The organism is Microbacterium hominis, assembly GCF_013282805.1.
Classification (GTDB): Bacteria; Actinomycetota; Actinomycetes; order Actinomycetales; family Microbacteriaceae; genus Microbacterium; species Microbacterium hominis_B.
Genome location: NZ_CP054038.1, coordinates 539,689 through 552,205, shown reverse-complemented (window position 1 = coordinate 552,205; position 12,517 = coordinate 539,689). Strand labels below are relative to the sequence as shown.

The 12,517-nt window shown below is 69.7% G+C and carries 11 protein-coding genes; 2 read left to right on the top strand and 9 right to left on the bottom strand.

Going from position 1 to position 12,517, the window contains the following annotated elements:
* Positions 1 to 13: 13 nt before the first annotated feature.
* Positions 14 to 637, top strand: coding sequence for a TetR/AcrR family transcriptional regulator (locus HQM25_RS02390; protein WP_172988772.1), 624 nt, complete (start codon positions 14 to 16; stop codon positions 635 to 637).
* On the opposite strand, the gene HQM25_RS02385 is transcribed toward HQM25_RS02390, so the two are convergent.
* The 9 genes from HQM25_RS02385 to HQM25_RS02345 all read right to left on the bottom strand — a co-directional run bounded on the left by HQM25_RS02385 (position 622) and on the right by HQM25_RS02345 (position 10,641).
* Positions 622 to 1,425: a DUF1206 domain-containing protein gene (locus HQM25_RS02385; protein ID WP_172988771.1), complete on the bottom strand. Its 804-nt coding sequence runs from the start codon at positions 1,423 to 1,425 to the stop codon at positions 622 to 624. The genes HQM25_RS02390 and HQM25_RS02385 overlap by 16 nt on opposite strands.
* 52 nt (positions 1,426 to 1,477) lie before the next feature.
* Entirely contained in the window at positions 1,478 to 2,173 is a 696-nt protein-coding gene (locus HQM25_RS02380; protein ID WP_172988770.1) for a phosphatase PAP2 family protein, read from the bottom strand.
* 65 nt (positions 2,174 to 2,238) lie between these two features.
* Positions 2,239 to 4,266 (bottom strand): glycoside hydrolase family 32 protein, encoded by a 2,028-nt coding sequence (locus HQM25_RS02375; RefSeq protein WP_172988768.1) that lies wholly within the window; start codon positions 4,264 to 4,266, stop codon positions 2,239 to 2,241.
* A 26-nt stretch (positions 4,267 to 4,292) separates the two neighbouring features.
* Positions 4,293 to 5,291, bottom strand: a complete 999-nt coding sequence (locus HQM25_RS02370; protein WP_172988767.1) for a family 43 glycosylhydrolase — start codon at positions 5,289 to 5,291, stop codon at positions 4,293 to 4,295.
* A 16-nt stretch (positions 5,292 to 5,307) separates the two neighbouring features.
* Complete coding sequence (locus tag HQM25_RS02365; protein WP_172988765.1) at positions 5,308 to 6,276, bottom strand: PfkB family carbohydrate kinase; 969 nt, start codon at positions 6,274 to 6,276, stop codon at positions 5,308 to 5,310.
* Positions 6,273 to 7,226, bottom strand: coding sequence for a carbohydrate ABC transporter permease (locus HQM25_RS02360; protein ID WP_172988764.1), 954 nt, complete (start codon positions 7,224 to 7,226; stop codon positions 6,273 to 6,275). The genes HQM25_RS02365 and HQM25_RS02360 overlap by 4 nt, the downstream gene beginning before the upstream one ends.
* Position 7,227: 1 nt before the next feature.
* The gene (locus tag HQM25_RS02355; RefSeq protein ID WP_254359509.1) at positions 7,228 to 8,169 is read right to left on the bottom strand and encodes a carbohydrate ABC transporter permease; all 942 of its coding nucleotides are present in this window, start codon (positions 8,167 to 8,169) and stop codon (positions 7,228 to 7,230) included.
* A 56-nt stretch (positions 8,170 to 8,225) separates the two neighbouring features.
* Positions 8,226 to 9,518 carry a sugar ABC transporter substrate-binding protein gene (locus HQM25_RS02350; RefSeq protein WP_172988762.1) on the bottom strand — a complete coding sequence of 431 codons (1,293 nt, stop codon included), beginning with the start codon at positions 9,516 to 9,518 and terminating at the stop codon, positions 8,226 to 8,228.
* Between the two features lie 76 nt (positions 9,519 to 9,594).
* Positions 9,595 to 10,641 (bottom strand): LacI family DNA-binding transcriptional regulator, encoded by a 1,047-nt coding sequence (locus HQM25_RS02345; RefSeq protein ID WP_172988760.1) that lies wholly within the window; start codon positions 10,639 to 10,641, stop codon positions 9,595 to 9,597.
* A gap of 197 nt (positions 10,642 to 10,838) precedes the next feature.
* On the opposite strand from HQM25_RS02345, the gene HQM25_RS02340 reads away from it, so the two are divergent.
* Positions 10,839 to 12,488, top strand: coding sequence for a glycoside hydrolase family 68 protein (locus HQM25_RS02340; protein ID WP_172988759.1), 1,650 nt, complete (start codon positions 10,839 to 10,841; stop codon positions 12,486 to 12,488).
* Positions 12,489 to 12,517 lie beyond the last annotated feature (29 nt).

Below are 12,517 nucleotides of genomic sequence, written 5' to 3'. Positions count from 1 at the left end.
TAACATGTCCGGCATGGTGTCAAGGGTCGATCCGCAGCGATCTCGCAAGAAGCCCGAGGAGCGTCGGGAGGAGATCCTCGACGCTGCGGCATCCATCGCCCTCGACGAGGGCCTGGAGCGCATCACCCTCCGCGCGGTCGCCGAGCGGCTCGGGGTGCGCCCCGGACTCATCACGCACTACTTCCCCGCGGCCGAAGACCTGGTCATCGCCGCCTTCGTGCGGGCCGCGACCCGCGAGCGCGAAGACTTCTTCCCCTCCCAGGGTGCGCCTGTGCAGCGCCTCGCGCACTTCCTCGGCCACATCCAGAGCGGCGCGTCGCTCGCCCTCGCCCGCATGTGGCTGAACGCGCGCCACCTCTCGCGCTTCTCGCCCGCGCTCGGCGATGCGCTGCGCGAGCAGGATGCGCTCGACCGCGAGCGGCTCGCCGCGATCATCGAGGACGGCATCGCCGCGGGCGCGTTCGCCGAGGTGGATGCCGAGGCGGCGGCGATCCGCATCCTCATCGCGGTCGACGGCTCAGGCTCGTACGTCAACGATCCCGCAGCCGACCAGGTCGCCCTCGACCTCTTCGCCTCCGACGTCGCCGAATGGACCCTCGGCCTGCCCGCGGGCGCGCTGCGTCACATCTTGGCGTAGCGGGCGCGCGCGAAGCAGAAGATGCCGTAGATCACGAGGCCGGCGCCGACGATCCAGAGGATGACCGGCCCGAACGGCAGGCCCGCGAGCGTGTGCAGCGCGGCATCCAGACCGCCGGCCTGCTCCGGGTTGTGCGTGAGCGCGGCCACGACGAACAGGATGCCCGCGACGCCGATCGCGATGCCCTTGGCGACGTAGCCGACGACGCCGAAGGTGACGATGCCCTTCCGCGCCGGCTCGGGCGGCAGTGCGAGGTACTTCTCGAACGCACGGGTGAGACCGCGCACGATGAACGCGATGCCGATGCCGAGCACGACGAGCCCGACCAGCGCGACGAGGAACACTCCGCCGGGGGTGGCCATCAGCTGCGCGGTGAAGGTCTGCGAGGTCTCCGAGGAGTCGGAGCTGCCGCCGAGCGCGTACACGAGGGCCGTCCAGGCGATCGCGAGGTACACGATCGCGGTGCCGACCATCTTGATGCGATGGCCCCACTTCTTCTTCGCATCGGAGTCCCGTTCGAGCACGGCCTCGGCGATCTGCCAGATGGCGAGTGCCACCAGACCCAGGACGATGGCCCACAGGAGCGCCACACCCAGCGGCGTCTGCCGGATCTGCTCCATGGCACCGCCCTGATCAGCCTCACCGCCTCCTCCGCCGATGGCGATGGAGACCGCGATCGCCCCGATGATGATGTGGAGGATGCCGAGAACGACGTAGCCGACGCGGGCCACCACCCGGAAGGCGGTCGAGTCCTGGGCGGTGCGGGCGGCGGATTTGGCTGTGCTCATGGCGCGAGACTATCGACCCGTCGCCTCCGCGGGAGGGGGTCTTGCGCAAACCTCAGAGTTGTGCCTCTCGTCGCAGCGCGCGGCGGTCGCGCAGCGCCTCGATCGCCACCCACACGAGCATCGAGACGGCGATGCCCTCCAGCATCCCCGCGAACACATCGCTCAACCAGTGCGCCCCGAGGTACGTGCGACTCCACATCATGAGCACGATCCAGGTGACCGCTCCAGCCCACACGTACCAGCGCCGCAGCAGGAGGGCGAGCGTGAGAGTGACCGTCGTCGCCACCGCCGTATGGCCCGACGGGAACGACGTCGGCACGCTCTCGGCCAGCGACCAGTCCGGCCGCTGCCGACCGATCACCGACGCCAGCGGAGCGCCGATGGCGACGACCACGACCATGGCAGCGGCGACATTGGCGGCATCCCATCGTCGCTTCCGGATGAGGAAGACCGCGATGATCACCACGCCGATCACGATCATCCCGATGGTGCCCCCGACGATCGCCGGCACCCACGCCACGAAGAGCCAGACCGGCGATTGCAGGTCCTGCATCGTCGACGCCCACCAGGCGTCGATCGGCAACGGCGCGCCGCCGTCGAGGGCGACGACGAACCTCAGCGCCACGAACAGGACGGCGGCGGCGACTCCCGCGATGAGCGCGGGCAGCCGCCTCGCGTCGGGGTCGGGGCGTGCGGTCACCGGGCCGGGGCTGTCGGCGCTGTCATCTTCGACGTGGGGCTGGGCCATGGCGTCATGGTGCCACAGCCCGCGCCCGCGCACCCGTCGGACGGCGGGGGGTTGACAGAGTCACGTCAGTCGGAGAGGACGACGTGGTCGACCATCAGGTGCCCCCAATCGCCCGTCGCATCGTCGAGAATCTGGAACTGCGCGCTCCGGCCCGCGAGGTCGCGCACGTCCCACTCCACGTGCCGCAGGCGCCCTGAGTCATCGCCCGTCGCGGTCCGCACGGGTACACCGTCGATGAGGAGCTGCACCGACGTCGCCGGCTCCACCCCGAGCGGGTGCCGGCCGCCGCCGAGGAGGAAGTGGAGCGCGTCGCGGTCGATCACGAACGGCGGCGAGGTGATCGTCCCCGTCGCGGCATCCCCGCCGCCCGCGAACGTGTCGGCGACCTGATCGCCCACCTGCCCGGGCAGATCGGAGGGCGTCGGCGCCGCCGACGTGAAGTCGCCGGTGGCCGTCCAGCCCTCGCCCCACCAGTCGCCCTCGAACCCGGCGATCGGACGCGCGGGCCGCTGCGCCACGCTCGCGAACTCGGTGATCGTCAGATCCTCGAAGCGGGCCGGTCCGTCGACCGTGTACAGCGCCAGACCGTCGTCGCCCGGCGGCGCGAACACCTGGCTCGAGTGCACCACGAGTCCGTCGTCGACGAAGACCTCGATCGTGGAGCGGTCGACGAGGATGCGCAGGTGCACCGTTCCGCCCGACGCGTCGAAGGCCGCGCGGCTCTCGCGCTTCCACGTGTCCGCGGGGTGGCCGGTCTGCCCGCGGTTCAGATACGAGTACGACTCCGTCACGCCGACGTCGGCGTGACGCGTACCGTCGGCGGACCGTCGCAGCTGGAGCCCGACGTTCGTGGCGGCATCCCAGGCGACGTCGACATCGACCTGGTAGGCCGTCCCTTCGTACGCGAGTGGGAGGAATCCGTCGACGTCGAGGTCGCCGAGCTCGACGGTGCGTGTCGCGATGTCCTGCAGCGCGTCGACAGGCCGGGAGACGAGGCTGTGGCGGTCGCCGTTGCGCACGAGCCGCACCGACCGGGTGATCGAGTCGGTGCCGTTGAAGCCGTCCGACGCGAACGTCGGCGTGCGGTGGGCGTAGTCCCAGTTGTTCATCCACGCGATCGCGTACCGCTGATCGAGCGGTTGGACCGGGTCCTCCCACGTCACCGCGCCGTACCAGTCGAAACCGTGGTCGAGCCATTGGGGCGCCGCGTCGTGAGGGGTGAACACCGCGCCGTCGAAGTCGCCCGTCCAGTAGGCGAAGGTCGCCGGCTCGCCGGTGGCATACCCGTTCGCGCTCACGCCCATGACCCACGTGAGCGTCCCGTCGTCGGCGCGCATGCGGAAGAGGTCGGGGCATTCGATCGTGCCGATGCCGTCGTCGACCCACTCCCCCGTCCGCTGCCACGTGCGCAGATCGGGCGAGGTGTAGAAGCTCACACGATCGCGCTCCGCGATGAGCGCCACCCACTGTCCGCGCTCGTCGTCCCACACCACCTTCGGATCGCGGAAATCCGCGCGCCCGCCGTTGGGGATCACCGGGTCTTCGCCGTGCGGGCGGAAGGTGCGCCCGCCGTCGATGGAGTACCAGAGGAACTGCGCCTGCGGCCCGGAGGCGTCCTCCTGCTGCGCCGGGGTGGGGTGATCCATCTGGGTCACGAGCATCACCACCGCACCGGCGCCGAACCCGGCGGTGCCGTCGTGATCGACGACCGCCGAGCCCGACCACAGGTCGTAGTTCGCAGTGGTCTTCTTCGGAGCCGCGACCCCCTGGTCGGCGAAGACCACGCCATCGCGCGTCGTCGCGAGCCGCCACTCGGTGCCGAAGTTCGCGCTCGGGTCGGCGTTGTAATCCGCGTTGTACAGGTAGTAGTAGCGGAACTCCCCGTCGACGTAGACGGGCCGCTGCGGGTCGTTCTTCCAGTGGTCGGGCACCGTGAAGTGGTACTGCGCCCGGTACTGGTCCGACGGCTCGTCCGCGCGCGCGGGAGCACCGGCCGCAGCGGCCGAGCCTCCCGCGGCGCCGACGCCGAGGAGTGCGGTGATCAGCAGCGCCGCGCCACGACGGCGGGCGGGGTGGAGAGGGAGAGGGGACATCGTCGTCCTTCCTGGGGTGGGCCGGGTCAGCCGGCGGCGACTCCGATCGAGCGGTCGGCGCCGACACCGGCGGCGTCGGGAAGCGAGACGGTCAGCCGGTCCCCCGCCCACCGCACCGGCATGGGGTCGGTGATGCCGCCAGAGAAGCGCCCGTCGGGTCCGACGTTGCGGAACGCGCACAGCATCCACCGGCCGTCGGAGCGACGACGGATCAGGCGTCCGACGTAGAGGCTCTCGTCGGTGAGGGGGTACGCCCCCTCGATGTCGTAGGGGCCGAGCAGCCCGTCGGCGGGAACCGCCCACGTGCCGCCGCGCGCGGCCCGGCGGGTGGGCGTCGCGTGCTCGGCGAGGCACGAGAACAGCAGCACCGGGCGTCCGTCCACGATCTCCACCTGCGCCACCTCGAGCTGCCCGAATCCGCGCTCGCTCGGCGCGCTGAGCGGCTCCCGCAGCTCCCAGCGACGCAGATCGGGCGACCAGGCGTGGCCGATGACCCCACGCCCGTCGACGGGCCCGCGCGCTGCGCGCGCCGTGATGAGCATGTGCCAGCCGTCGCCATCGGGATCGGCGAACACCCAGGGGTCGCGGAACGCCTCGTCGTGCCATGCACCGCTGTCGAGGGTCTCGTACCAGGGCGCCGCGGCTTCGAGCACCGGGGCTTCCGACTTGGTCCAGGTGTGCAGGTCGGTGGAGGTCGCGTATCCCACCCGCTGCACGTTCTTGCCGTCGGGGGCGAGCGTGGAGCCGGTGTAGAAGAGGAACCACGTGCCGTCGGGGTGACGCACGATCGAGCCGGTCCAGGTGGCGAGATCGTCGAACGCGGGGGCGTCGCTGCGCACCAGCGCGTCGGCGACCTGGGTCCACTCGACGAGATCGTCGGAGACGGCGTGGCCGATGGAGGCGCGGTAGTGGCGGGCATCCGGATCGTGGAGCGCGCGCGACGCGTAGAGGAAGAAGAGGTGGTACTGCTCGCCGTCGTCGGCGAACCAGAAGTCCCAGACCCAGGAACCGGGGAGATCGAACACGGGGAGTCCTTCGAGGTCAGATGCGCGCATCGCGCACGAGAGAGGTGAGTGGTGAGTCGGGGAGCTCGGCGCGCCACGGCGGGTCGGCTCCGGGTCGGGAGACCGTCACCGCGGCCGCCGCCGCGGCGTGACGCAGCAGCGCCTCGAGGTCGCCGGCGGGGATGCCGCGCAGCGGTTCCCGCGCAGCGGCTCCGAAGAATCCGAGCGCGGCCAGCCCGTCCAGCAGCGCAGCCATGAACGTGTCGCCGGCGCCGATCGTGTCGGCGACGGCCGTCTGCGCGGCGGGGACCTCGAGCACGTCGCGGTCGGAGACGGCGATGACGCCCTGGGCGCCGAGGGTGACCACGGCCAGGGCTGCGCCGCGCTCCAGCCAGCCGCGCGCGATGTCGAGCGGGTCGGCATCCGGATCCAGCCAGGCGGCGTCCTCGTCACTGGCCTTGACGACATCCGCCGACGCGATCATCGCGTCCACGCGTGCCGTCGCGGCCGCACGATCGGGCAGGAGCGCCGGACGGATGTTGAGGTCGTAGCTCACGAGCGACTCGTCGCGGCACCGGCTCGCGAGCCGGGCGACGTGCTCGGAGCCCGGCGCAAGGAGCGCCGACAGCGAGCCCACGTGCACGACATCCGCCGACAGCGAATCGCGCAGCGGCGCCGACTCGAGCGTCCAGTCGACGTCGAAGTCGTACGTCGCCGACCCGTCCGCGCCGAGGACAGCCGTCGCGGTCGAGGTCCGTGGCAGCGGCGCGGCGTGCACCGTCACCCCCGACGCGTCGAGCCAGCCGCGGAGGCGCTCGCCGCGCGCATCCGCACCGAGCGCGGTGAGCAGGATCGGGTGTCGGCCCAGCCGCCCGAGCGCGAGCGCGACGTTCGCGCAGCTCCCTCCCGGAAGCTCGACATCGGGTGCGCCGCCGCGGTGGACGATGTCGACGAGCGCCTCGCCCACCACCGCGAAGCGCGGCACCGCGGCATCCTCATCGATCATCCCTTGACCCCGCTCGCCGCGATGCTGCTCACGAACGCCCGCTGGAAGACGAGGAAGACGATCAGCACCGGGATCGTGATGAGCGAGGTGTACGCCATCACCTCTCCCCACGCGGTGTTGAGCTGGAAGAAGTACTGCATGCCGACCATCACCGGCCGCAGCTCCTCCTTCTGGACGACCATGAGCGGCCACAGGTACTGGTTCCACGCGGGAAGGAAGGTGAGGATCGCGACCGTCGCGAACGCCGGGCCCGACAGGGGCACGATGATCCGCCGGTAGATCGTGAACCAGCTCGCGCCGTCGATGCGCGCCGCCTCGTCGAGCGACTTCGGAATCGTGGAGAAGTACTGCGTGAACAGGAAGATCGAGAAGGCGTTCGCGATGAACGGCACGATCTGCACCTCGTAGGTGTTCAGCCATCCGAAGTCGTATTTGAGGACGCCGCCCTCGATCACGAGCGTGGGAAGCTGCGCCACCCAGTAGACCATCGGCACCGCGATCGTCTCGAAGGGCACGATGAGGGTGGCGACCACGAGCGCGAGCACGACGAACCGCCCCTTCCACTCGAGGCGGGACAGCGCGAAGCCCGCCATGGAATTGACGACGAGTCCGAGCCCGACCGTCAGCACCGTCACCAGCACCGAGTTGAAGAGGAACTGCGCCACCGGAACTCGGTCGAAGACGCCGAAGTAGTTGTCGAGGCTGATGTCCCCGACCGGCAGGAACGCCGCGGGCGAATCGATGTCCTGGAGGATCTGCGCATCCGGCTTCAGGCTCGAGACGAACATGAACACCAGCGGGAAGAGGAAGATCACGCCGAACAGCGCCAGGGCGATGTAGAGCAGCACCGTCCCGCGCCGCTTGCGTGCCGCCTCGCTGCGCGGCAGCGGCTCGGGGCGACGATCATCCGGCGACGAGCCCGCCGTCGTCAGAGTGCGTGTCACGGTCATGTCAGTCCTTCTCTCGCGTGAGCCGGCGCTGGACGAGTGCGATGATCAGCACCGCCACGAAGAAGATCAGCGAGATCGCTGCGGCATAGCCGATCTCCTGCTGCTGGTAGCCCTTGCGCACGGCGTGGAACACGATCGTGGAGGTGGAGTTGATCGGGCCGCCCTGCGTCATCACGTCGACCTGCACGAACAGGCCGAGAGCGGCGATGGTGATCGTCACGAGGACGAAGACCATGGTGGGCCGGAGCCCCGGCCAGGTCACGTTGGTGAACTGGCGCCAGGGCGATGCGCCGTCCATCTTGGCGGCCTCGTAGAGCTCCTCGGGGATCGTCTGCAGCCCCGAGAGCCAGATGATCATGTGGAAGCCGACGGCCTGCCAGATGGAGAGCACGATGATCGCCCCGAGCGCGGTGTCGGGGTTGTTGAGCCAGTCGACGCCGGACCACGCCCCGAAGGTGATCGTGTCGATGAACGAGTTGATCAGCCCGTCCTTCTGGTACATGAACTTCCACAGGATCGACACCACGACGATCGAGGTCACCACGGGGATGAAGAAGATCACGCGGAACGCGGTGACTCCCCGCATGCGACGGTTCACGAGCACCGCGAGCAGCAGCCCGAGGCCGGCCTGCACCGGCACCACGACGAGGGCGAACACGAACGTGTTCCACGCCGACTGCAGGAAGACAGGATCGGCGGTGAAGGCCCGCACGAAGTTGTCGAGTCCGACGAAGCGGGGCGGGTTCGGAGAGATCAGGCGCGCGTTCGTGAACGAGAGAGTGAACGCGAGGAGCACGGGGATGACGAGGAACAGCACGAGCAGGATCGCCGCCGGGGCGATCATGCCGAGCCCGGCCCACGTCTCGCGGCCCTTGATGGAGCGGAATCGACGGGTCTGACGCCGAGCGTTCTCGGCGGCGACCGTCGGAGGTGTGACAGTCATGGGGACTCTCTTCGAGAGCGTGGGCGGGGGCGCGACGGCCCCCGCCCACGCGCGGATCACTGGAAGCCGTACCCGTCGTTCGACGCGATGTTCGCGTCGATCTCGGCGACGGCGCGGTCGAGCGTCTCCTGCACGTCGGCGCCGCTCATGATGTCCTTCGCGGCGGTCTCGAACGTGCTCGAGATGACGGCGTAGGCCGGCGTCTCAGGCCGCAGCACGGCGTATTCCTGCGAGAATTCGACGAACGGGCGCAGCGCGCCGTCCTCGCCGAAGTACTCCGAGGCGGCCGCGGCACCCTCGGTCGCCGGGATCACGACCTGCTTGTCGGCGAACTCGGTGATGTACTCGTCCTGGAAGCTGAACTCGAGGTAGTCGCGGGCGCCGTCGGCGTCGTTGCACTCCGCCGAGATCGCCCACTGCCACGACCCGCCGCCGATCTTCGGTCCCTGACCGAGGTCCGGCGGGGGGAGGATGAGCAGGTCGTCGCCGACGGCGTCGAGCGCCGACACCGCGTTCCACACGCCCGTGTAGCTGAGCGCGACCTCGTCGTCGACGAACTCCTGGTTGCCGACGGTGCCGCCGTTGCCGGCGTAGCCGTCTGCGAACAGCGACTGGAACCACTCGCCCCAGGCCACCGCGTCGCCGCCGTTGAGCACGCCGTCGGCGGTCAGCATCGTGGAGCGATCGATGAGGTCGCCGCCGAAGCTCTGCAGGAACGGCGAGTAGGCGTAGGGCCACCATTCGCCCGCGTCCTCGGCGCCGATGTCGATCGGGGTGTCGTAGCCCGCGTCCTTCAGCGTGGCGAGCACATCGGAGAACTCGGCCTCGGTCCAGGGCTCCTCGACTGTCGGAATGCGGATGCCGTTGGCGTCGAGCACCGACTCGCGCGCGAAGATGCTGAGCGCGGCATCCCAGTAGCCGGCGGAGTAGATCTCGTCGTCCCACACTCCCACCGCGGTGGGCAGCAGCGAATCGGTGAGCTCGGCGGGCAGGCCGAGCGGCTGGAGGTATCCGGCCCACGCCCAGTTCGGCATGATCGGACCGTCGAGATCGAGCAGGCAGGGCAGATCTCCGGATGCCGCGGCGGCGACGATCGCGTCGTTGTACGCGCCCTGCGGGAACGACTCGTGGACCACCTCGTACTCGTCCTGCGAGGCGTTGAAGTCCGAGATGATCCGCTCGTAGACCTCGAGTTCGGCCGGGTTGCCGGCCGAGTGCGTCCACATCGTCAACTGCGTGCGGCCGTCGGCGGAGGTGTCTCCGCCCTGGCCCGCCTGGCCGCATCCGGTCAGGGCGAGCGCCCCGACAAGCCCTGCCGATGCGAGGATCGGCGCAGTCCTGCGCTTCATTGTGGTTTCCTTTTCTTGTGATCGACGTCCACGTCGATCACCGATCGGGGCCGCCCTCTGCGGCCGTTCGGTTGGTTTAAGCCCGTCGCCGGCTGGGTTTGGCGACTTGCGCCGGCGGCGGGCCCACTGAGTTCCGTCTGACGATGGGACACTCCATCAGGTGCGTGGCGTCCTCATCCCCCTCCGCGCGGACGCCGAGCGCGACCTCCATCGCCCATCGCCCCATCGCGTAGTGGGGCAGGGCGATCGTGGTCAGCGGGGGATCCTGCTCCGCCGCGACCAGCTGCTGGTCGTCGTAGCCGACGACGGACAGATCGCGGGGAATCTCGAGTCCGCGGTGGTGAGCGGCGGTGTAGACGCCGATGGCCATGCGGTCGTTGAAGCAGAAGATGCCGGTCGGGCGACGGTCTTCCGGCAGTTCGAGCAGTCGATCGGCCGCCGCGCGGCCTCCCTGCGCGGAGGTGTCGCCGCTCACGTGCAGCGCCGGGTCGAACGGCAGGCCGGCCTCGGCCAGCGCTGCCCGGTAGCCCTCGTAGCGCAGTCCGGAGGCGATCGGGGTGTCGGAGGTGTCGAGATAGGCGATGCGACGGTGCCCGGCTGCGACCAGCTCGCGCACCGCGGCCGCACCGCCCTCGCGGTCGTCCGGCACGACGCTGCGGAATCCACCGCCCTCGGGTCGGCAGTCCATGAAGATGGTGCCCGCGGGGAGCCCCTCCGGCGCGGGCACGACCCGGTGCCACATGCAGGCGTAGATCATCGCGTCCACCTGCTGCGCCGACAGGGCGGCGATCGCCTCGCGCTCGATGACGTCGTCGCCACCGGTGTCGACGAGGAAGACGAGGCGGCCGTTCTCCCGTGCGGCGTCCTGCGCGCCGGCGAGCATGCGGCCCGCGAAGGGCGTGGTGGCGATCTGGTCGGAGATGAGCCCGATCGTGCGGGTCTGGCGAGTGCGCAGGCCGCGGGCGACGGAGCTGGGCGCATAGCCCACGGCTTCGGCCGCCTCGCGCACACGGCGGCGCGTCTCTTCCGAGATCCGCGATTCCACGTCGTTCAGGACGAGCGAGACGGTCGTCGGCGAGACTCCCGCCGCGGTCGCGACGTCGGAGATGCGCGCTCGCGCCATGTGATCACCTCGCTGTGATAAATCGATTTAACATCTGCCTGCACGATTATGCACGCCGTCGCAGCGGGAGTCAAGCGCACGGCCGCGGCGGCATCCTTGTCCCCCGAAAGGACGACATGCGCACCGGCGCGAAGCGTGCAACCATAGAACGGTGCAAATCGATTTGCACACACTTCCATCCTCCGAAGGAGAGACTCATGCACACTCCCCCGCACCGCTCCCGGCGACGCCTCGTCGGCGGTGTCGTCGCGAGCGCGCTCGTGGCCACCGCGATGATCGGCGCCCCGGCGGCGACCGCCGCCACCCCCGACCTGCAGGACGGCCCGGAGCCGACCCTGCACACCCAGGAGGCGTTCGCCCCCGAAGACGACTTCACCGCCAAGTGGACGCGGGCCGACGCCCGCCAGCTCCAGCGCCTCTCAGACCCGAGCGCTCCCTCCCGGGAGAACTCGATGCCCGCCGAACTGACCATGCCCACCGTTCCGCAGGACTTCCCCGACATGTCCAACGGCGAGGTGTGGGTGTGGGACACGTGGCCGCTCACGGACGAAGACGGGAACCAGTACTCGGTCAACGGCTGGGAGATCATCTTCTCGCTGGTCGCCGACCGCGATCTCGGCTTCGACGACCGCCACGTGTTCGCGAAGATCGGATACTTCTACCGTCCGGCCGGCATCGCCGCGGAAGACCGCCCCGAGAACGGCGGCTGGACCTACGGCGGCCTCGTCTTCGACGAGGGCGTGACCGGCGAGATCTTCGAGGACAAGTCGTTCAGCCATCAGACCCAGTGGTCGGGCTCGGCGCGCGTGTTCAAGAACGGCGAGATCAAGCTGTTCTTCACCGACGTCGCGTTCTACCGCAACGCCGACGGCAGCAACCGCAAGCCCTACGACCCGCGTCTGGCGCTCAGCGTCGGCAAGGTGAAGGCGGGCAAGAAGGGCGTCTCGTTCTCGGGCTTCAACAAGGTGACCGACCTGCTCCAGGCCGACGGCGTCTACTACCAGACCGGCGAGCAGAACGAGTTCTTCAACTTCCGCGACCCGTTCACCTTCGAGGACCCCGCGCACCCCGGCGAGACCTACATGGTCTTCGAGGGCAACTCCGCGATGCCTCGCGAGGAGGCCGTGTGCACGGAGGAGGATCTCGGGTATCGCCCCGGCGACCCGTTCGCCGAGTCGCTCGACGAGGTCAACGCTTCGGGCGCGACCTACCAGATCGGAAACGTCGGCCTGGCCAAGGCCAAGAACAAGGAGCTGACGGAGTGGGAGTTCCTCCCGCCGATCCTCTCGGCCAACTGCGTCACCGACCAGACCGAGCGTCCGCAGTTCGTGTTCAAGGACGGCAAGTCGTACCTGTTCACGATCAGCCACCGCGGCACGTTCGCCTCCGGGCTCGACGGACCGGAGGGCGTGTACGGCTTCGTCGGCAACGGCATCCGCAGCGACTTCCAGCCGCTCAACAGCGGCTCCGGCCTCGCTCTGGGCAACCCGACCAACCTCAACTTCTGGGGCGGTCAGCCGTTCGCACCCGACTTCAATCAGCACCCCGGCCACTTCCAGGCGTACTCGCACTACGTGATGCCCGGCGGTCTCGTGCAGTCGTTCATCGACACCATCGGCACCCACGATGACTTCGTCCGCGGCGGGACGCTCGCTCCCACGGTGAAGATGGACATCGGCGTGGGCGGCGATCCGACCGCGACGGCCGTCGACTACTCGTACGGCGACGGCGGCCTGGGCGGCTGGGCCGACATCCCCGCCAACCTGCACCTGTTCACCAACGGCAAGCGCGGCACGCTCGTGTCCGACGCCGAGGCGCAGAAGCTGCTCGCCGCCGCCGGGCGGTGACCGCGCGCGGGTGCTCCGCGGCCGCCAGG

What these genes read in the sequence shown, in the direction of transcription:
- HQM25_RS02345 (WP_172988760.1), bottom strand. Translation starts at nt 10,641, where the DNA reads ATGGCGCGAGCGCGCATCTCCGACGTCGCGACCGCGGCGGGAGTCTCG.
- HQM25_RS02340 (WP_172988759.1), top strand. Translation starts at nt 10,839, where the DNA reads ATGCACACTCCCCCGCACCGCTCCCGGCGACGCCTCGTCGGCGGTGTC.
- HQM25_RS02385 (WP_172988771.1), bottom strand. Translation starts at nt 1,425, where the DNA reads ATGAGCACAGCCAAATCCGCCGCCCGCACCGCCCAGGACTCGACCGCC.
- HQM25_RS02390 (WP_172988772.1), top strand. Translation starts at nt 14, where the DNA reads ATGGTGTCAAGGGTCGATCCGCAGCGATCTCGCAAGAAGCCCGAGGAG.
- HQM25_RS02375 (WP_172988768.1), bottom strand. Translation starts at nt 4,266, where the DNA reads ATGTCCCCTCTCCCTCTCCACCCCGCCCGCCGTCGTGGCGCGGCGCTG.
- HQM25_RS02365 (WP_172988765.1), bottom strand. Translation starts at nt 6,276, where the DNA reads ATGATCGATGAGGATGCCGCGGTGCCGCGCTTCGCGGTGGTGGGCGAG.
- HQM25_RS02355 (WP_254359509.1), bottom strand. Translation starts at nt 8,169, where the DNA reads ATGACTGTCACACCTCCGACGGTCGCCGCCGAGAACGCTCGGCGTCAG.
- HQM25_RS02350 (WP_172988762.1), bottom strand. Translation starts at nt 9,518, where the DNA reads ATGAAGCGCAGGACTGCGCCGATCCTCGCATCGGCAGGGCTTGTCGGG.
- HQM25_RS02380 (WP_172988770.1), bottom strand. Translation starts at nt 2,173, where the DNA reads ATGGCCCAGCCCCACGTCGAAGATGACAGCGCCGACAGCCCCGGCCCG.
- HQM25_RS02360 (WP_172988764.1), bottom strand. Translation starts at nt 7,226, where the DNA reads ATGACCGTGACACGCACTCTGACGACGGCGGGCTCGTCGCCGGATGAT.